Below are 19,776 nucleotides of genomic sequence, written 5' to 3'. Positions count from 1 at the left end.
TAACAAGTTGGAGGCCGTTCAGCAGGGAGTTGGACGGCCGTTTTCCTTGCGGCTGCTTATGTCGTTCAGTAATGCGGCGATCAGGGAATCGGCCGCTTCTTTGACGGGAGGCGTCAGTTTCACGCCGGTGTCAAACAGGTTGCCCTCTATGCCATAGACGACCAGCGAAGCGGGGAGAGTTCCGAGGGCCTGGCTCAGTTTGATCGCCTCGGGGAGGCTGATCAGATGTGACGACGCCGGAAACCAGTCGGAGGGGATCTCCTGCCGGGGGATGTCGATACGGTGGATTGTCCCCGGTTTCGAGGCGGACTTGACGGCGTCGATTATAATCACGTGTTCAAAGCCTTCCCAGCTGTGCATAAGATAAGTTCCCTCGCCGGGTGATTCCTTGATGGCACATGACTGGAGTCTGAAGCCGGATAGTTTTCGGGCGACATAGAGGCCGACAGCGTCATCGCCGCGATACTCATTCCCGATTCCAATCACGAGTGTGCCGGATTTGTTGATCATCTTTCTATTCTCGTTCCACCGTAAGTTTGAGAAAGTGGCAGGAGCAGGAGATGCACGGGTCGTAGTTGCGAATGACCTGTTCGCACTTCCAGGTCAACTCGTCGTGGGAGAGTTTCATGAATTTGGGGACGAATTTCCAGAGGTCGCTTTCGATAATTTTCTGGTTCTGTGACGTTGGCGGCACGATTTTGGCGTCGAGAATGAGACCCTGGTCATCGAGGCTGTAGCGGTGATAGAGACTTCCTCTGGGGGCCTCGCTGCATCCGCATCCGCGCGAGGCTTTGGGGGTCAGTTCGACCGATGGTTTCTCGGGTTGTTCGTAGTTTTCGATTATTTTCAGGGCATCTTCGATTGCCTGCAAGGTTTCGACGCTGCGAACGATAATGCTCTTGAACGGGTTGTCGCACTTTTCTTTGAGTCCCGCCTTCAGGGCGGCTTCCTGGGCGACGGGATAGAGTTTGTCGAAGTTCAGGTTGTAGCGAGCCATAGGTCCGGTGGAATAGGCGCCGCGTTTCTTGATAGAGGAATGCAGTGAGGTTGAATGGCGCACGTGTTGTTCTTCGAAATACTGCTCGTATTCTTCGATAGCGATATCTATCCCCTTGTTGGACACGATGCGGCCTTCGCAGAAGGGGTATTCATCGGGGTGCCGCAGGGAGACGTATTCGTATTTCGGGGCGAAGTCGGGGAATTTCAGTTTTGACACGAAGTTGATCATATCATGGGCAGCCCCCTGTGCCCACGTGAGTTTTTTTGCGAACTTTTTGAGATCCTTTTTGTCCGGAGTTTTATAGAAGCCTCCGACTTTGACGTTGATAGGGTGAATTTCGCGGCCGCCGACAAGAGTTACGAGTTCGTTGCCGATTTTTTTCAGCTCAAGGCCCTGTTTGACGACTTCGGGGTGATCCTTGGCCATAAGGATAGCGTCTTCATATCCCAGGAAATCGGGAGCGTGGAGCATATAGACGTGGAGGGCGTGGCTTTCGATCCATTCGCCGCAGTAGATGAGGCGGCGCAGGGCTCTCAGTTGCCCATCGACTTTGGCGCCCAGGGCGTTTTCCATGGCGTGAACCGAGCTCATCTGATAGGCGATGGGGCAGATACCGCATATGCGGGCGGTGATGTCGGGAGCTTCGGTGTACATTCTACCCCGCAGGAAGGCTTCGAAGAATCGGGGTGGTTCGAAGATGTTGAATTTGACGTCGGTGACTTCGCCGTCTTTTATCTTAACGTGCAGACCGCCCTCGCCCTCGACGCGGGCAAGATAATCTACTTTTATGGATTTAGTCTTCTCTTTCATGGAAAACACTTTCCTTTTTGAATTCGTCAGCCTCGGCATTGAAACTGCGGAACAGTCGCACGAGTTCGTGTCCTTGAAGGCCCATCACCTTGAATCTTTTGGCGAGGGCTTTGGTGTTGCAGGTTTCCTTTGGTCCGAAGCAGCTGTAACAACCGCGGTTGTAGGACGGGCATATGGCGCCGCAGCCGGCGTGGGTGATGGGTCCGAGGCAGGGTATGCCCTGGGCGACCATGACGCAGGTGGTGCCGCGCATTTTGCACTCCATGCAGACGCTGTGTGGTGAGATGTTCGGTTTGCGCCGATTGAGGTAGGCGTTGAGAACTTCTACCAGTTGATACTTGTTGACCGGGCACCCGCGCAGTTCGTAGTCGACAGGGACGTGGTCGGAGATCGGCGTTGAATTTTGCAGCGTGCTGATATAGCTCGGGTTGGCATAGACGGCAGAAGTGAACTGTTTTACGTCTTTATAGTTTCGCAGGGCCTGTATGCCGCCGGCGGTGGCGCAGGCGCCGATCGTTACCAGGAATTTTGAGGCGCGGCGGATTTTGTGAATTCGCTCGGCATCATGCGGGGTCGTTATGGAACCTTCAACAAGGGAGACCTGGTATGGTCCTTTGACGACGGCGCGCGATGCTTCGGGGAAGTTGGCGATTTCGACGGCTCCGGCGACAGCCAGGAGTTCGTCTTCGCAGTCCAGTATGCTGAGCTGGCATCCGTCGCAGGAGGCGAATTTGAAGACCGCCAGTTTTGCTTTTCCGTTTTGCTTCATTTTATATTTCTCGCTTGTTGAACAAGTCCATAACCTGATCATAGCTGAAGACGGGGCCGTCTTTGCAGATGAATTTCCCGCCGAACTGGCAGTGGCCGCAAAGTCCGATGGCGCATTTCATGTTTCGTTCCATGGAGACGTAGATGTCTTTAACGTCGACGCCTTTTTTGCGCAGAGCCATGACCGTGAAACGCATCATGACCTCGGGGCCGCAGGTCATGGCGACAGTATTGAGCGGGTCGAAACTGGCGCCGGGTATAAGGGTGGGGACGACGCCGACGTTGCCCCACCAGGCGTCATCGCCGCGGTCCACGGTTACTTCGACTTCGAGGTCGAATCGGGCGCGCCACTGTTCGAGTTCGTTTCGGAAGAGGATATCGGCGGGGGTTCTGGTGCCATAGAGCAGGACTATTCGGCCATATTTTTTCCTCTTGGCGAGCAGGTAGTATATGGCTGGTCTGAGAGGGGCCAGGCCGATACCTCCGGCGACAATAACGACATCGCAACCCTCGGCTCTTTTCACCGGCCATGCGGAACCGTAGGGACCGCGCACGCCGACTATTTCGCCGACAGTGAGTCGGCGGAGGGCGCGGGTGACGGTGCCGACGACGCGAATAGTGTGCACGAGGGTTTTGGTCGAGGTTGGGTCGCCGCTGATGGAGACCGGTACTTCGCCGACACCGTAGACATAGAGCATGTTGAACTGGCCGGGGGCGAATTCAAGGCCGCTCGAATTGTCAGCGCTCTTGAGTTCGAGCGTGAACGTGTCTTCGGTGCATTTGATTATTTTCTTAATTACAAACGGGTGTGGCATCATGGCCGCGACGCCGTTTTGGTAACTAACCGTGTTGTCAGGTTTGTTGTACACCATATATATCCAGAAGTTGTAATCTGAGCGCCAGCAGCTCGTCTTCCATCAGGGCCGCGAAGCGCCGCATTATTTCGTATCCAAGTTCATGGTCCTGTTCGCATTTGTTACGCAGACAGGTACCGTCGAGGGCGATAGCGCGGGTGAGTTCGATGGCGCGGCAGTCGAAATGTCTGAGGTGGGGAGGAAACAGCCATGCCCAGCCGACGACATCGCCGGGTTTAATTGTTTGCACTACGATTCCGCCTTTGTGGGGGCGGAAGATTTCCAGGGCCATTTTGCCGTGACGAATGAAGTAGAATTCGTTGGCTTCGTCACCCTCACGGAAAATGTACTGACCGGCTTCAAAGCGCACATTCGAGGCGCAGCCGACGAGCAACTCGATGTGCCTTTTTTCCATGCCCTTGAGAAAGGGATGCTCGGCCAGATAAGGTTCGAGCGTCTGTACGTTGTTCATATTTTTCATACCTCCGTTTTTTCCGTGACAGTGGCGGGCTTTATATCTCGCTCGCGGATGGTGCGAGCCTCCTCGGTTATATCAATGCCAACGGGGCACCAGGTGATACAGCGCCCGCAGCCGACGCAGCCGGAGCTGCCGAACTGGTCCTGCCAGGCGGCCAGCTTGTGGGTTATCCACTGGCGGTAGCGAGCTTTTGACGAGGGTCTCACGGAGCCGCCGTGGATGTAGGAGAAGTCCATAGTGAAGCAGGAGTCCCATCGCCTGGCCCTTTCGGCGTTATCTCCGGAGAGGTCGGTAACATCTTCGACGGTGGAACAGAAGCAGGTCGGGCAGACGAGAGTGCAGTTGGCGCAGGACATACATCGGCCGCCGACTTTGTCCCAATAGACGTTATCGATATTGCGCAGGAAGAGTTCTTTTATGCCGGTGGTATCGAGGGTTCTTTCGATCTGGGCGGCCGCACTGGCGACGGCGGCATCGGCAGCATCGATATCGGATTGCGAGGCAGGTTTACATTTTATGCCGCTGAGAATTGTCCTGGCCTGTTCGCTGCCGATTTCGAGTACAAAGAAGTGTTTACCGGGTTGGGCGATTTCGGTCAGGGCCAGATCGAAGCCGGTGGTTGCCTGCGGTCCGGTTTCCATCGATGTGCAGAAGCATGATTTCGAGGCTTTGGTGCAGTTGACCACCACGAGAAAAATCTGGTCGCGTTGTTTCTGGTATTGTTCATCGATGAATTCGCCGGCTGTGAAGACGCGGTCCTGTATGTAAATGGCGTGCAGTTCGCATGGCCGGACACCGATGAAGGCCATCTTTGAGGGTGAGTATTTGTTATCGGCGACCTCGAATGTCTTTTTCTTTCTTTTCGCGCGCAGGATAGTGTGCCGCGGTATGAAGAGGAATCTCTTAAAGGATTGGGTGGCGACATTGTAATCGAACAGGGCGGTCTTATCGGTTTTGCTCAAGCGGTAGGCCGCGGCATCCTGCTGATCGGAGTAGCCTTCGGGCAGGTCAACACAGTTGTCAATTTCCTGGTTAACGATGGCGTGATCGCGGATGGTTGGCCCGATGAGGGTGTAACCCGATTTCTGGAGAGCCTTGAATAGTTGCGGCAGTTGGTCGCGGGTTAAAACAAGCTTTTCGCCGATTTTATTGGTGGTGTCAGTCATGGCAGAAAGCCTTTTCTGTTTTAGTTGTACTCTTGAAAAGACGGAGCCATTGAGCGGTATTTTCCTGGACAGGTACCGGTGAAACAACAGATTGACACATGTCTAAGTCCGGCTCCTTTACGACTAGTTTTAGCGCAAATCTATACAGGGTATCGGAAATGTCAAGGAAAAATTGAGAAAAAATTCACAAAATGGATATTTTTACCTTTTTGTATATTCTTGTCTCAAAGGGGGTTATGCTAATTATAGGCAGATTGGTTGGAGAAAAAAGGGGCTATTCGGCTTTTCTTCAACCATATTTCGTGTCGGTTTTGGCGCGGTTGACCGCATTGGCGGCCGATACAGAGGTATTAGTTGAGACTTTCGCGGCGCTCAGTGGTACAAGGGATTGGGGGGAAGTGGAGAGGTTTCAGTCGAGGAATGTGACCATCAGAAACAGTAGATTACATCAGTTGACTTTGCCCTTTTTGCCTGTTAAGGGGGCGGCACGGCCCGATGCTGGGGAGCATGGCGGGGGGGCTGGCGTATTGCTGGTTGGTGGCAGGGGTTCGGTCGGTGGCGAGATGGAGATGGTTGAGCTGGTTCTTAGCAGTCTGCGTCAGAGAGTTGGAGTTTGTTTACCTCTCGATGTTCCGGAGGCAGGGCTTGCCACCGGTTCTGTAGCGGGATTTCTGCGGCGGGTGTATGCCCAGGTGAAGTATCTGAGAAAGATTGTTGCCAGGGTATCGCGTTTCCGAGTGCTTCACGTGTTTTGCGGTTATGGGGAGAGTCTGGTATTGTTTTTGGTCCCAGTGATTTTGATTGGCAGATTTTTTGGTAAGCAGGTGATTCTTGATTACCAGTCGCCCGTGGGGTTGTATCGTCGGATTGGTCGAAGCCGGCTGCTCCCGAGGCTGTGGCGCGTCTGCGACAGGGTGGTGGTACCTTCGGTGTATTTGCAGCAGTTGGTCAACAGCTTTGGCGGGCGGGCATTTTACCAGCAGCCATTGCTCCACGTGGGAAATATCGTACCCCGTGTGGTTTCACGGGTGCAGCCGCATCTGGCGGTATGCACCGACCTGGAACGGGAGCACAACGTAGCCTGCGCCATTCGTGCCTTTGAGTTGGTGAAGAGAAAGTATCCGCGCACTGAACTCACCATTGTCGGCGTTGGACGTCAACGCCGAGGTCTTGAAAGTTTCGTATTGGGGCGTAAGCTAAACGGGGTGCATTTTGTTGACGGATCCGGTTATCGCGAGAGGCAGAAGGTGTTGGCTTCGGCGGACGTGTATGTAAACTGTTCTTCGGTTGATTTCCTGTCGGCGGCTACCATAGAGGCCTTTGCGTCCGGACTGCCCGTTGTTTCGACGCCGTGCGGAGGGGGCGGTGATGTATGGCGTGACAGGCGCGACATTATGAGAGTGGACTTCAATCATCATACCGGCGTTGCCGATCGGATCATTGAGTTGGTAGAGGATCCGGCGCTTACTGAGATGCTTTCTCGTCGTTCGGTAGAGATTGCCGATCGCCTGATCCAGAAGGCCGGCGAGGGCGGCTATTCATCGTTGTATCGCGATCTCATCGGTCGGTTGGCCTGAACCGTCCGCGGTTTTGCCGGCCACTGGTTTTTTGTTGCTGATATTTCCTTCGATTATCTATATTTTCCGTCGTAATCAGTTATCGAGTTTTTTTTGGAGTATTCACCATGATGGGGTTGTTCTAATGGGTGATACGGAAACCAAATTCAGGCTGGCGGTAATCATACCGGTTCGGGACGAAGAGCGATTTCTTGACCAGACTCTCGACCAGCTTTATTTGCAGGACTTTCCGATGGACAGTCTGGAGGTGGCGGTGGTTGATGGCGGTTCCAGGGACCGTACCCGTGGGATTGCCGAATCGTTCAAGAGTCGTTTCGGGTCGTTAAAGGTTCTGGATAATCCGCGCCGGATTTCGTCTTCGGGCCGCAATATCGGGGTGCAGCATACGACAGCGCCGTATATCGTTTTTCTGAATGGTCATACTTACATTCCCAGCAAGAATTTCCTGAAGGATATTATTGCCACGTTTGAAGCTACCGGAGCCGACTGTCTGTGCCGGGCCCGTCCGCTTACACCGCCGGACATAAATGAATTCGAGTGGGCGGTGGCGGTCTGCCGGGGTTCGGCGCTGGGGCATAACCCGGTATCGCAGGCGTACACCGATTTTGAAGGATACGTTGATCCTACGTCGACGGGAGCCATGTATCGCCGGGAGGTTTTCACGAAGGTAGGTTTGTTCGATGAAGCATTCGATATTTGTAACGATGTTGAGTTCAATCATCGAGTGAGGATTTTCGGGCTGAAGTCATACCTGTCGCCGAAGTTGAAGGTATTTCATTATCCGCGGGGGACGATACAGAGTCTTTGGAACCAGATGACCCGTATCGGGGCGGGCCGGTTCAATTTTACCCAGAAGCATCAGATATTCTCGCCGCTCCAGTGGTTTGCAGGGTTGGCGGTGCTGTTTCTCGCGCTGATGTTGGTTCTGTCATTGGTTTCATCGCCCGTGGCTGAAGTGTTGAGGACGATGCTGGCGTTTTATATTCTGATCGTGGTTCTTTTTTCGCTGGTGCTGTCTTTGAGAGAGAAAAGGATCGGTTGTTTGCTTTACGGGCCGGTAATATTCCCGGCCATTCATTTCGGACTCGGGGTTGGATTCCTCAAGGGAATGGCCGGTAAGTTCCACGAGGCTGATTCCTAAGACAGCCGCTTTTCTGGAGATCAAGGTGTTATCTACCTACAGTTACAGTTCACTGGATACTTATCGGACGTGTCCGCGCAAGTTCAAGTTCACTTATGTCGAGAAAGCCCCGACCCGTCCGGGTGTCACCGCCGACACTTATCTCGGGACGGCGGTTCATCGTGTCCTCAGGCAGCTTTATGCTTTGGCGGCGGATGGAATTGTCATGGAGCCGGGTCAGGTGGTGGGTCTTTACCGCGAGCAGTGGGACAAGCTTGATCGCAATCAGATCTCGGTAACATCGGAATTTTACACGGTCGATGATTATGTAAGAATCGGGCAGGAGATGCTTGTCAGGCATTACGAGAAATATCGGCCGTTCAAGCGCGGCACGCTTCTGGGCGCTGAGCTCCTATTGACATTCGGTTTGCCGGGGACGCCGTATGCGTTCAAGAGCTATATAGATCGTTTGACGAAGCTCGAGGACGGCACGGTTGAGATCGTCGACTACAAGACGGGGCAATCGTTGATTCAGCCGTCGGATCCGCGATTTTTTTACCAGATGGGATTGTATCAGCTGGCGGTGCAGGCAAATTATCCGCAGTTCAACAAAGTCGAGTTGAGCCAGCATTGGCTGAGGCAGGACGAGATTATCAGCCGGACTTTGTCGGGGGAAGAGGTGGAATTGCTGATAGAGGACATGCGGGTAGCCATTGTGGAGACAATACGCGCGACGCGGCTGGACGATTTTCCTGCCCGCGAGGGGACTCACTGCAGTTATTGCGATTATCAACATCTTTGCCCGGCGAAAGCGCATCGTCGGTTGTTGGAGGCACAGCAGCAGGCCGAGACGCAGCAGGCGTTGACGGCGGAGCAGATCCGCCAGATGGCCGATGAATATTTGAAGTTGTACGCCCGGCAGAAGGAAATAAAATCGGAGTTAGAGGCGCTGAAGGCGAATCTCATCGAGGTTGCGCGGCAGATGGATATGTCGCGGTTCGAGAGCGCGATGGGGAAAATTTCGGTACGTTTTTCGCGTAAGGAGAAGTTCGTGACGAAGACGGATGATCCGGGGGCTTTCGCGGAATTTTCGGCTGCTTGTCGAGAGCTGGGTCTGGATGATTATTTCGTGGTAGACGGTAATGGTTTGATGCGCAGTGTTTATTCGAAGAGGCGTCTTAATGACGAGCAACTGGAGAAATTGAAGAATTTCGTAATCGAGAAGGAAGAAAGCCGGGTTACGGCCACGTTGAGTAACGAGTCGGAGGACGACAGCGACTGAGACACCCGCATAAAATGGTCCTGAAAACGGAAAAGCCCGGACGATCCGGGCTTTTTGTTTATGTGCAGCTTTTCATCCGAGAAATCATTGGGAGTAGCGGACGACGAAGACCGGGCGAATCTCCAGTATTCGTCTGTTCTCCATGGGGATGGAATCGGGGTATTCCCCGCCCTGGAAGCGATCAGCCACCATCATGAGCGTGTTATGAGGATGGGTGGTGGTGGTGTCAACAGTGAGTGCTTCGATGGGTTTATCATCGAGGGAAGAAACGAAAACGGTGACCACGCGTCCTTTGCCCGGTTCCATGGTTTTGTTTGTTGGACCGAGGTTGGCGATAAGCCCCAGGGTGACGCACTGGACGGAGGTGTCCGGACGGAATCCCTTGAAGGTGAAGTGTTCGGCACGGCCTCCGGTGTAGACGGCCGAGTCGGCGACGACATAGTTATCAACGGCACCGAGCTTGAGGGGTATGGACAGTCCGACGACATTCTGGTCGTTGGAGTATGAGACCGTAACGGCCCAATTGAGGTTATCGATTTTTTGTACATCGGCGTAAACTGTGTCGAGAGCGCCGAAGTTGTCTTTTTGACCTAAAGCTATGGCGGGCAATAGGAGAATCAGCGAAAGAGCGAGAGCTAATTTTAGCGAGAATTTCATTTTTCCTCCGTCTATTGGTAACGTCTTATCTTTTACTTTTTAATCGGCGAAAAGATCCTTCTTTTGAGCGACGTCAGTTTCCCTGGCGAGGTGCTCTTTGAGGGCTTCGGTCAGGGAATCGGCTTTTTGGGGGTTGTTGAGGTTTTCACGATAAATCGATGCCGCACCCATTATAGCTCTGCGTCCGGGTTCTGAATCGGGGAATTTTCGGAAGACGGATGTCAGGATTTCGGCAGTTTCAGCTAGTTTGCCGGCGCGTCTTCGGAGTTCGGCCCTGTAAAAGAGGGCTTTGGCTTCGCCGGCCGTGCCGAGGTTTTTCAGGGCGATATCGTCAAGGTATTTGTCCGCTTTTGCGTACCAGAGGTCGGCTTCGGGTTGTCGTTTTTGTTTTTTCAGGAAGTCGATGGCATTAAGATGCGCCATCATAGCTTCGTCGGAATTGGGGTATTTTTCTATCAGAAGATTATATTCCTGTTCGGCCCGGCGCCAGTTGCCCTGGAGTTCGAGTGACCGCGCTACGGTATATTGCGGAACCGGGGTGGCTTCGTAGAAGCGCGGGTATTGTTTTTTGATGTTGAAGACAATTTCACGAGCCTGCTCATATTTCTGCTGGTCGAGCAAAGCGAGAGCGATCCTGAATTTGATGTCGGGGGCCGCAGTAGAGTCATTGGGGTCCAGCCTGTTGAGGATGTCGTTGTAGATGGAGATAGCGCTGTCGTATTTTTTCAGGCGGCCGGCCATGATGCCTGCCATTCTCAACCGGAGAGACTGATAGTCCGTCTCGGCAGGATCGAGGACGGCGGATAACTGCTGCAACTCCGAGTCGTACATGCCGGCGGCTTCGTATAGATCGGCCAGGGCGATGTGACTGGCGGAAGCCAGTGGTGTGCCCGGGTACTGGCTCAATAAATCGGTATAGTAAAGTCTGGCGCGGTCAAATTCTTTTTGGACGGCGGCAGGATCGTTTATCATGGCTGTCATTCTGTACAGATGCAGCGGCAGGTTAAATGCTTCCACCATAATTGTCCCATCGTCGCCAACGGGCGGGAAGAATCCATTAATGGTGAAGTTGTAGACAACGAGGGCGGAATCCCATCGGCCGGAAAGCTGGAGTGTTTGCCCCAGGTTGAGATAGGTTGGCAGAAGTTGTCTTTCATCAAGTTCAACATTCTTTATCAGGCGGTCAAGAATGGCTATGGAACTGTCGTACTGTTGGGCGGACAGAAGCAGCCGGGCGAGTCTGGTCGATGATTCGTAAGTGAGGTATTTCAGTTCGTTGGTTTCATGGGGGAAAGCCAGAGGATCGATTGAATCAAGCGCTGAATAACAGAAATCGACGGCCTCGCGATAAGCCGGGTATACCTGTCGGATTTGTTCTGGGGAGAGATTCTGACCGAAGGCCTGCAGGCGCTGAGTTTGTTTGTCGGCCTGATACAGCTTCTTTTCCGCTTCATAGCGCATTCTAACGGCGGGGTTATCCGAGCAGGATATCACCAAGAGTGCCAGTAAGGGGCACAGGATGAGTAGCGCTTTAGTAACGTGTTTCATTTCAATAGATTCGGAAATACACAGGGTTACCGCAAATAGCGATGAGAATATAGGCCATTTGGGGTGGTCTCACAAGAGCATTTTTGATATGAACCGGTCCGTGGTCGCTCAAAAAAAACCGTCCGCGGTCGGCGGACGGTTCAAAGCCTATTTCGACAAGACTCAGGCAAAGACCTTCTTGCGCAGGTAAATTCCTGCCCCAAGCAGGCCGGCGCCGAACAGAACGACGGTCGTGGGTTCTGGAATGGCAGTACCCGGGTCGGCCGGGCTGTACTCCACCAGAAGTCTCGAACTGGTCAGTGTGACGCCGACAGCGGCGGGTTGGGCTATCTCGACATACAGAGGGCTTGAATTCCAGAAGTGGTCATCAATGTCAGTCAGCTCAAAGAATTTGTCGCTGTAGTCAGTCAGGCAGGTCCAGCCGGTCGGTCCGGTCCAGCGATAATCCTGCTGGACAGTAACGATACCATCGCCGACACCGTTCGGAGCCCATCCAGTTATCTGGAGAGTGGCTCTGATGACCGTGAAGTCATCGGGAACAGTCATGAAGGCTGGATCGAGGCTGTGACCCCAGATGCCGATTTCGCCGGCGGGGACATATTCGTTGTCGAACGTGATGTACGACTGGTAGTTATAGCCCGAGTAGTCATAGATATCAGTACCAGAGTAGCTTATTACTTCGGAGCCAATCGTCAGGTCTAAACCAAAAATGGATGCCGGCAGAGCCAGCACAAGAAGTAAAAGTAGTAAACGTGTTACCCTCACCATACCACATTCCTTATAGATGCTGCTTAAGATTATAATTTCTCTCATTAATGGTTAGCAAATTAGGTACCGCCATGGGAAAGTACGGGGCGATAAAGGTACTTGGTTGATATATAGTTACTTACGCCATTAGATCTTTTGCGTCTTACCTGCGATTCGAAGTCACAACTGCATTGGTATTCGCAACATCGACAGTATTATGCATGATTGGAGCATTGGATTCATAGAAGGCAAAGAAAAAGCCCGCTTTTATCAGCGGGCTTTAATTCTGGAGAGTCAAGAGCTCTTTCTTCTTCGTGTGAGGATTTTGCCGCCCATGAGACCTAAGCCCATGAGCAAAACTGACGTTGGTTCCGGCGTGGCAATGGTTGTGCCGCCGTCACCTGCCGTGAGGACGCGATCGTAATCGATTCTAAGAGTGGAGCGGGTCAGGGAAGCGCCCAATTCGAATACCGGGGTGAAGGAGACATTCAAGAAGGGAGAGTTCCAATAGCTGTCGGCGGTTTCAGAGAGATCGAAGATGGCGCTGCTGGTGTTATAGAAGCTCCATCCATGAATAGGCGTCCAGTAAGCGGTTCCACCGACCTGTACGATTTCACCGCCAAAACCGAGCATCTGCCAGCCCTGAATTTCCAGCACTGCCTGGTTTACCTGGTAGGCTCCCGGGACAGGCATATAGTCGGAGCTTAGAGTGTGCCACCAATTGGCGGTTTGCCCCCAGAAAACAGTGCCGCATTCGAAGTTTACGGTCGAAACATAGTTGTAACCGCCCGCATCGATACCGTAATCTTGAACTGATTCAACGAATGAGAAGGCGGACAATGTTGCCGGTATCAACAGCGCAATTGCCACCAGGATCACGTTTTTGAAATGTCTGCTCATATTTTGTTTTGCCTCTGCGTCCTTTCAGATTATAACGCCCCGTCATCTCCTGAGCAATTTCAATACCAAAACACGGTTTATTTTGTCCTTTAAAAATATATTGACAGTCAATCACTTAACACTTTTCGACGTGTTATGACACTGGATGTGTCAGGCGATGTCGCAAGGGTGTGCATATTTTAAGCAGCGTACTGTGTGCATTTAATGTCTTGAGTCTCAAGGCTTCGCGGCAAAAACGCTACAAAAACGGAGGTTAACGCATAGGGGTGTTTGTCAGGTAAAAAGGAGGAATAATGAGGCTGTTTCGAAAAAACCGGGGAAAAGAGATCGTTTCGCAGTGCCTGACCGACAGATTGGCTGCCAGAGTACGTGCGCCCGAAGCAGAGGGGTTGGCGACAACCTCAGTTATTAAGAGGGAGATCAAATGGCAGACTTCGGAGGTCGCGGCCGGACGGCACCGCATGGGGCTTTACCGGTTTCTGTCGGATAATGTTCCGATCATAAGCGCCTGTGTGTCAACCTGGGTCAGGTTGAGCGCGGCGCCCGGGAGATTCACAATCGAGGGCGGCCACAAGGGTGGCGCTGATGAAGCTGCTGAGCGCCTTGAGCGCTTGTCGGAGAGTATGTGGGACAGCGCGCACACGTCGGGGGGAAGTCTGATTGCACTGGTAGCGGACCTGTTCACGGGCTTATACCGTGACGGAGTATTCGGTGGATTTCTGACGGTCAAGCGCGATGAAAGCGGGGTGGATAAATTCATCTCAATTGACTCGTCGGATCTCGCGATTCAAATCGTGAACGGCAGGCCGAGACTGGTGCTGGAGGGGGCTGACAGTTCGCTGGATTTGGAGCGTCCGGATTTCTATTTCGTGCCGTTAAACAGCGACATAAGCCGGCCGCTGGGGAAATCGATTTTACAGTCGGTGCCGTTTGTTTCGTTTATCGAGCAGCAGCTCGTTGATGATATGCGAAGGTCGAGTCACAATTCCGGTTATCATCGTCTTCATGTAAAGGTCACGCCGCCGGAGCGAATGAGCGGGGAGTCCGAGCAGGCGTATATAGAGCGGGTCAACAGCTACTTTGATTCCACGGTCTCGATGATAAAGTCGTGCCGGGTCGATGAGAATCCGGTGACGTGGGATAATATCGCTATCGAGTATATCGGGCCGAACAATGTGAGGACGGTGACCAATTCCTGGTTTGTGAATCATCGTTCGATGATCGAGGAGATTTGCTGCGGCACCAATCTGGCTCCATTTCTGCTGGGCTATTCTTACGGCGCGACCACGAGCTGGTCGTCGTTCAAGTTTGATCTGGTGATGCGTCAGGTGAAGTCGGTTCAGGCGCAGATGGCGTCGTTTCTGGAATGGATCGGCAATATTGATCTGGCCCTGGGAGGCTTTAAGCAGACCTGTCGCTGGCAGTTCGATAATACTTTCGCGTACCAGGCCAATGAAAAGGCGGAGATAGAGTCGAGTAGGATTGGCAATATTCTGAAGCTCTTTGAGGCCGGCCTGATTGACAAAAAGACAGCACAAGAGCGCGCCGGGGAATTGTTATAATAGACGATATCGCGAAAATCAACTGGGGGCGGGGTCTGAAGGATCCCGCCTATTTCGCTGACGCGGTGCTGGGAATATCCTGCCACGAGGGTCAGAAGAAGTGGCTGGAGGGTTCGCGCTGCCGCGAGAATGCTTTGGTCACCGGCAACCGGTGGGGGAAGTCATTCGTGTCGGCGTTGAAAATTATTCATCACGCTATCTACCGCGTAAGGGATCTTTCGTACGACAACGCGGGCAGGTACCGGATCGTTACAGCGTCGATTACTCAGGATCAGGCCAATATCATATTCAACCAGGTGGTGCGGATCGTGAGAAGTTCGCCGATTCTGGAGTGCCTGGTGGAATCGATAACGCGCACCCCGTATCCGCGGCTCGTGTTTTCGAACGGATCCGTGATTGAGGCGCGGTCGACACAAAACCGGGGTGAGTATCTTCTGGGCAACGATTATGATTTATTCATATTCGATGAGGTTGCTTTCGAGACGGATCCGGAGTATGTGGTCGAAGAGGTCATCCAGATGCGTCTGGCGGATCGTGAGGGGAGGCTGGATCTGGTGTCGACGCCGAACGGCAAGAACTGGTTTTATCTGAGGGCGCGGGAGATAATCGAGGGGAAGCGGGAAGGTTATTTTCAGTCGGGGGACAGCCGGGAAAACAGTTTCATCTCAAAGCGGGCGCTGGGCGAGCGAATGCGGAATTTTTCCGAGCGCAGGGTGCAGCAGAATATCATGGGGCAGTTCGTGGATTGCGGCGGGGAGATTCTTCGTGGTGAATATGTGGATCGTGCCCTCTCGGAGTTCGCCGGCGTTCAGGCGGCGCAGGAGACGCGGAGCCTGAAGTTCATATCGGGTTGGGATCTGGCGCGCAAGCAGACAGCGACAGTGGGGATTACGGTTGCGTACGACGGTGAGACAGTACGGGTGGTGGAACTTGACCGGCTCCAGCGATTCGACTGGAATATCGTAACCGCGAAGATAAAGCAACGTCAGTTAGTGTATCCGGGGGAGATGGTAATCGATGCTACCGGGTTGGGCGATGTTATCGTGGAGCAACTGGCGGAGTATCATCCCCAGGCCGTGCTGTTCACGGAGAAGACGAAGGCGGAGCTTTTGACGAATCTGGAGTTATTTCACGCGCGCGGCAGGATTGTTTACCAGCGGTGGGAGCTTGTCGACAAATCGGGGAAGATGTGGTCGCTTGAGGATGAACTTCGCCGGGCCCGGTGGGATGACAACAGCGACTGCGACAGTGTGATGGCGCTTGCTCTGGCGTTGTGGCCTCTTAGAAAGCAGGGGGGAGTTGTACTTCAGCCGAGGATTGGACGTTTCTGAAAAAGCGTTGTTGCGGGCAATGAATTTCCGTATCATGGGTGTAGTTTGTGAAATCGTAAATTGTCATTGCCCGGGAGGTGTGATATGTGGAAAGCGAAGAGTATTGTTTATGCGGTCATACTGACCCTGTCGATAAGTCTGGCCTGCAGCAGTCAGAGCAGTGATCCCAAGGTCTATGCAGATTCCGCAGATACTGTCAGTGTAAAGATGGGCGAGCGGTTCAAGATCGCGCTCGAGTCGAATCCATCGACCGGGTATGGATGGCGGTTTGTCAGCGATGTCGATTCATCTCTTTTGAAGCTGATGGAGCATCAGTATATCGCCAAGCCCAATCCGGAGAAAGTGGTTGGACGCGGGGGTCATGATGAGTGGCTTTTCGAGGCGATAGCGGCCGGGTCGACATCGGTGGCCCTGGAGTATCTTCGCCCGTGGGATTCTACCTCGGTGGAACGCGAGGTGGAGTTTCAGATTTTCATCGGTGAGTAGCTGTTCGCTGGGTTCGTACAATCGATAAAATAAAAACGCCCTTTAAGGGAGGAGTCTTAAAGGGCGTCAATCCAAGGAGAGGCGTTTCAGAGATGTCGAACGCTTTTGTATGCCGTTTCGATGATGTCTGTGGTTTGCCTCGTTTTATAACCAGACAGCCTAACGTAGTCTATATCAAGCCGGCGCACCCGAAGCAGTCTTAGAACAGTATGGAGCCGTAGACATCGGAGAACGTGATGGTCATGCCGAGCACGAAGACTATAATGGCTAAGACCCATCTGAATCTGCCGGTAGCTTTTTTCTTATAGATTGTCATGTTTTTCCTACCTTCCGGTTATTGTGCCTTTTGACCTACCTGAGTGCAACCGCTGTGCCGATATTGCCGGGGCCGTGCCGCCGTGGGCTAACGGTATGATTTTGTTGGGTTTAGGGGCTTTGCGCAGGGCTTGAACAGCAACAAAATGGCTGCAAAAAAGAGCAACTGTTTGCGCAAAAGCGCAGGTCGGCGGAGGAAAATGTAATTGACCAATTCTGGATAAGAGGGTATATATTTTCTATTGGATAGCGGGAGGGTTTGCCTTTGCCCCGCACAGCTTTGATTTGACAGGATGGTGAATAAACTCGGGAAGAATGTGTGAAAGGTTCCCACAGCAGGCTGTGGGCCAGCAGGTGAAGATGAAAGAAGGATGGATTGGCGCCTACTACCCCTCTGATCTTGTTAATGACCAGAGATTGAAGACTGTGCTCTGCTTGATCTACGATAAGGTCGTTGTTCACTTTGCTTTGGGCGGAATGGCCTGTGGAGGCGGCCATGGGATGACGGAAATGTTCTCCAGTGACCCCCTCGTTCAAGAGGGCGTGCTGGACTTGAGAGAGGAGTATCCTCTGGATGACATTGAAGATGATTTCCGCCGACAGTTTCCTTCGCTTGAAGAAGTGGAACTTGACAAAATCTGGGATTTTCACGTGACTGGAATGGCGCTGAAGTGTTGTGTGGTCGAGGGGGCCGTACCAGTTACTGACAAAGTCGATGCACCGCTTCCGTTATCTGTTCTGACACAAGTCGACATCAGACGCGCTGCCGCTTTTCAGGCTAGCGCCTTAGCGGTTCAATCTCTTGAGTTAATCTTGCCGGCGTTTGCGACATTAAGCTCTCAAGACATATTAGAGACAAGGGAGTCGTTGAGGGATCAACTCACGCCGTTCAGAGCCGCAATGTTAGCGCTTGCGCCGAAAGTTCGTTCCGCAATAGACTCCGATGCACCACCTGCCGAAATATACAGGGAAGCCAAATACATCGCTGAGACGGATATACTGCCTCGGCTCGAGGAACTAAAGCGCCGCCTGGTGTTTGAGCGCGGAGCCCGTTGGCGCAGGCTGATCGGTAAAGTTGGAAGCCACCTTCCAAGCATTACTCTTAAATGGTTCACGGGTGGTGGGATATCAGCGGCAATTGATGCGGCGAAAGTCGGTGGCAGCATTGCCGCTCAAGCTTTTGACGATGATCTATCGACGCGCAAACTGCTTTCTAACGTCGGGCTTGGGTACTTGGTGAGCCTAGATGCGAAGATCGAAAGTAGAAATAGGTCGGACACCGGATGAGCCTCGCGGGGCATAAACCCGAGTCTATTCCCACCGCAAACATTTGGCCACTGGGTGAATACGTAGTTGATTGTTGAGCATGTGGTTCCGTATATTGTCTAATGGCGCTGTATCTAAAATGAGGATGGATAATGGCCCAACCGCTCATGTGTCAGGATTGTAACCCTGAAGCACGAAAAAGAAAGCGTTTCTTGTGCGATGGCGTCGATACGTCAGACGGTTTACCGGTGCGGTGCGTACATTCGCAGTCGTTCCTAAAACTGGAAGTGCTCGACTACTACCTTAAAATATTTTCTGTAGCAATGAAATCTCACCACAAAGAACTCAATTTCATTGATCTCTTTTCCGGGCCAGGGCTTTGTATCAATCGTGAGAATGGTGAAGAAAGACTCGGATCTTCTCTGATTGCGCTTACGTTGAAAAACCCTTTTACGAACTACATTTTTGTTGATGCCGACTCCAAGACATCTGATATTCTGCACAAGAGATGTGAACGGCTGGCGCCGGAATTAATAGAGAGAATTAACATTCTCAACGTGGACGCGAATCAAGATGTTGCCAGGATTCTTAAACATGTGAACGGGGCTAAGTCATTATCGGTGGCCTTTCTGGATCCCAATGGACTAGACATTCACTACAACACTCTCAAGTTGTTGTCGCAGTTTCCTAAACTTGATGTCATTATCAATTTCGGTGTTTCAGACCTTAAAAGGAACCTTGCGAATTATTCCAGCGGCAAGCACGAAAAGGCGAACCAGTTTTTTGGGTGCGAAACATGGCCTGATAGAGACCTAGAATGGCTACCGTTTTACATGGATAGGCTGAAGGCGCTCGGTTTCACGGCAGTGGAGGATGACCTCGAACAAAAGGTCAAGGTCAAGACAAAGACCAAGGCGGATATCTATTATCTGATATTTGCCAGTAAACATTCTCTCGGTCTCAAATTCTGGAGAGAGGCCAAACATAAGAATCTCGAACTGGGACTGCTATAGAATAGCGTTGTTGCAATGAAACAGATTCTGAGAAAGACTCTGCTGTACAAAACGGGCGTGGAGTATGGAGACTACTCCATAAACCATATTGAGGGTTGTGCCCACGGGTGTAGGTATCCGTGTTACGCTATGCTGATGTCAAAGCGATTCGGTCGAACTAATACATATCAAGACTGGAGAAAGCCGAAGCTTGTTGGTAATGCTATAGAGCTACTGCACAGAGAAATTCCAAGGATGAAAGATAAGATTCGCTTTGTCCATTTGTGCTTTATGTCGGATCCCTTTATGGTCGGTTATCCCGACGTGACCGACATGTCACTTAGGATCATTCGACTTCTTAACGATCATGGCATCAAGGTAACTACTCTCACAAAAGGAATTTATCCGGCAGATATATTACATTATGGTACGCTGGATCAAAACGAGTATGGAATCAGTTTTGTATCAAATAGCGCTTCATACTTAAGAGAGTATGAGCCATACTCTGCTAAGTGGTTTATGCGCGTCAGGAGCTTGGAGCGCCTAAGCAACCAAGGGGCAAAGACTTGGGTCAGTATGGAGCCGTATCCAACGCCAAACATCGCGGATCAGGACATTAACGAATTGCTGGAACGCATTGGCTTCGTGGATAAGATTGTTTTTGGTAGACTAAACTACAACGTGAGATCAAAGGAGTATGAAGGTCACCGAGATTATTATAACGATCTTTGTTCCCAAGTTGTATCTTTTTGCGAATCGCACGGTATTGAGTATCATCTGAAGCATGGTACGGATACTCGGGTAGGGGCGGCCCATATTTGCGGAGGCGTGCACACCCCGATGCGCTCCGCAGTTAGATTGAGATGATACGACAGCGCAATACTTGATTTGAAAAGCCTTCGACTCCGGCGGAACAC

General features: G+C 52.2%; 19 protein-coding genes. 9 read left to right on the top strand and 10 right to left on the bottom strand.

All coding sequences use genetic code 11. From position 1 onward, the window contains the following. Positions 1–18: 18 nt before the first annotated feature. From AB1483_04295 to AB1483_04270, 6 genes are read right to left on the bottom strand one after another with little or no spacing between them, the layout of a single operon-like run. Positions 19–510 (bottom strand): hydrogenase maturation protease, encoded by a 492-nt coding sequence (locus AB1483_04295; protein ID MEW6411679.1) that lies wholly within the window; start codon positions 508–510, stop codon positions 19–21. 4 nt (positions 511–514) lie between these two features. After that, positions 515–1,810, bottom strand: coding sequence for a Ni/Fe hydrogenase subunit alpha (locus tag AB1483_04290; GenBank protein ID MEW6411678.1), 1,296 nt, complete (start codon positions 1,808–1,810; stop codon positions 515–517). Continuing rightward, entirely contained in the window at positions 1,794–2,579 is a 786-nt protein-coding gene (locus AB1483_04285) for an oxidoreductase (protein ID MEW6411677.1), read from the bottom strand. Before AB1483_04285 ends, AB1483_04290 begins: the two co-directional genes overlap by 17 nt. 1 nt (position 2,580) lies before the next feature. Continuing rightward, positions 2,581–3,450, bottom strand: a complete 870-nt coding sequence (locus AB1483_04280) for an FAD/NAD(P)-binding protein (protein ID MEW6411676.1) — start codon at positions 3,448–3,450, stop codon at positions 2,581–2,583. After that, entirely contained in the window at positions 3,431–3,904 is a 474-nt protein-coding gene (locus AB1483_04275; GenBank protein ID MEW6411675.1) for a cyclic nucleotide-binding domain-containing protein, read from the bottom strand. Before AB1483_04275 ends, AB1483_04280 begins: the two co-directional genes overlap by 20 nt. Before the next feature lie 5 nt (positions 3,905–3,909). Next, a complete protein-coding gene (locus AB1483_04270) occupies positions 3,910–5,076 on the bottom strand; it encodes a 4Fe-4S dicluster domain-containing protein (GenBank protein ID MEW6411674.1) in 1,167 nt (388 codons plus the stop codon). A gap of 236 nt (positions 5,077–5,312) precedes the next feature. Here AB1483_04270 and AB1483_04265 point away from each other — a divergent pair, with 236 nt between their 5' ends. The 3 genes from AB1483_04265 to AB1483_04255 all read left to right on the top strand — a co-directional run bounded on the left by AB1483_04265 (position 5,313) and on the right by AB1483_04255 (position 9,055). Next, entirely contained in the window at positions 5,313–6,653 is a 1,341-nt protein-coding gene (locus tag AB1483_04265) for a glycosyltransferase family 4 protein (protein MEW6411673.1), read from the top strand. Positions 6,654–6,777: 124 nt separating this feature from the next. Continuing rightward, entirely contained in the window at positions 6,778–7,794 is a 1,017-nt protein-coding gene (locus tag AB1483_04260) for a glycosyltransferase (protein ID MEW6411672.1), read from the top strand. 25 nt (positions 7,795–7,819) lie between these two features. After that, positions 7,820–9,055 (top strand): PD-(D/E)XK nuclease family protein, encoded by a 1,236-nt coding sequence (locus AB1483_04255; protein ID MEW6411671.1) that lies wholly within the window; start codon positions 7,820–7,822, stop codon positions 9,053–9,055. Positions 9,056–9,139: 84 nt separating this feature from the next. Here AB1483_04255 and AB1483_04250 read toward each other — a convergent pair whose 3' ends face one another. The 4 genes from AB1483_04250 to AB1483_04235 all read right to left on the bottom strand — a co-directional run bounded on the left by AB1483_04250 (position 9,140) and on the right by AB1483_04235 (position 12,907). Continuing rightward, positions 9,140–9,712: a hypothetical protein gene (locus AB1483_04250; GenBank protein ID MEW6411670.1), complete on the bottom strand. Its 573-nt coding sequence runs from the start codon at positions 9,710–9,712 to the stop codon at positions 9,140–9,142. Positions 9,713–9,751: 39 nt separating this feature from the next. Beyond that, positions 9,752–11,173: a tetratricopeptide repeat protein gene (locus AB1483_04245; protein MEW6411669.1), complete on the bottom strand. Its 1,422-nt coding sequence runs from the start codon at positions 11,171–11,173 to the stop codon at positions 9,752–9,754. A gap of 249 nt (positions 11,174–11,422) precedes the next feature. After that, positions 11,423–12,028, bottom strand: coding sequence for a PEP-CTERM sorting domain-containing protein (locus AB1483_04240; protein ID MEW6411668.1), 606 nt, complete (start codon positions 12,026–12,028; stop codon positions 11,423–11,425). Between the two features lie 273 nt (positions 12,029–12,301). After that, positions 12,302–12,907, bottom strand: a complete 606-nt coding sequence (locus tag AB1483_04235) for a PEP-CTERM sorting domain-containing protein (protein MEW6411667.1) — start codon at positions 12,905–12,907, stop codon at positions 12,302–12,304. A gap of 293 nt (positions 12,908–13,200) precedes the next feature. On the opposite strand from AB1483_04235, the gene AB1483_04230 reads away from it, so the two are divergent. From AB1483_04230 to AB1483_04205, 6 genes are all read left to right on the top strand, one after another. After that, positions 13,201–14,469 carry a hypothetical protein gene (locus tag AB1483_04230; GenBank protein MEW6411666.1) on the top strand — a complete coding sequence of 423 codons (1,269 nt, stop codon included), beginning with the start codon at positions 13,201–13,203 and terminating at the stop codon, positions 14,467–14,469. Positions 14,470–14,534: 65 nt separating this feature from the next. Then, a complete protein-coding gene (locus tag AB1483_04225; GenBank protein MEW6411665.1) occupies positions 14,535–15,800 on the top strand; it encodes a terminase large subunit in 1,266 nt (421 codons plus the stop codon). Positions 15,801–15,884: 84 nt separating this feature from the next. Beyond that, a complete protein-coding gene (locus tag AB1483_04220) occupies positions 15,885–16,286 on the top strand; it encodes a protease inhibitor I42 family protein (GenBank protein MEW6411664.1) in 402 nt (133 codons plus the stop codon). Positions 16,287–16,961: 675 nt separating this feature from the next. Next, a complete protein-coding gene (locus AB1483_04215) occupies positions 16,962–17,888 on the top strand; it encodes a hypothetical protein (GenBank protein MEW6411663.1) in 927 nt (308 codons plus the stop codon). A 131-nt stretch (positions 17,889–18,019) separates the two neighbouring features. Next, positions 18,020–18,880: a three-Cys-motif partner protein TcmP gene (gene tcmP / locus AB1483_04210; protein MEW6411662.1), complete on the top strand. Its 861-nt coding sequence runs from the start codon at positions 18,020–18,022 to the stop codon at positions 18,878–18,880. A 15-nt stretch (positions 18,881–18,895) separates the two neighbouring features. Continuing rightward, positions 18,896–19,726 (top strand): radical SAM protein, encoded by an 831-nt coding sequence (locus tag AB1483_04205; protein MEW6411661.1) that lies wholly within the window; start codon positions 18,896–18,898, stop codon positions 19,724–19,726. The last annotated feature ends 50 nt before the right edge of the window (positions 19,727–19,776 follow it).

Source organism: Candidatus Zixiibacteriota bacterium, from assembly GCA_040756055.1.
Taxonomy (GTDB): domain Bacteria; phylum Zixibacteria; class MSB-5A5; order GN15; family FEB-12.
This window is presented reverse-complemented; position numbering and strand designations above follow the sequence as displayed.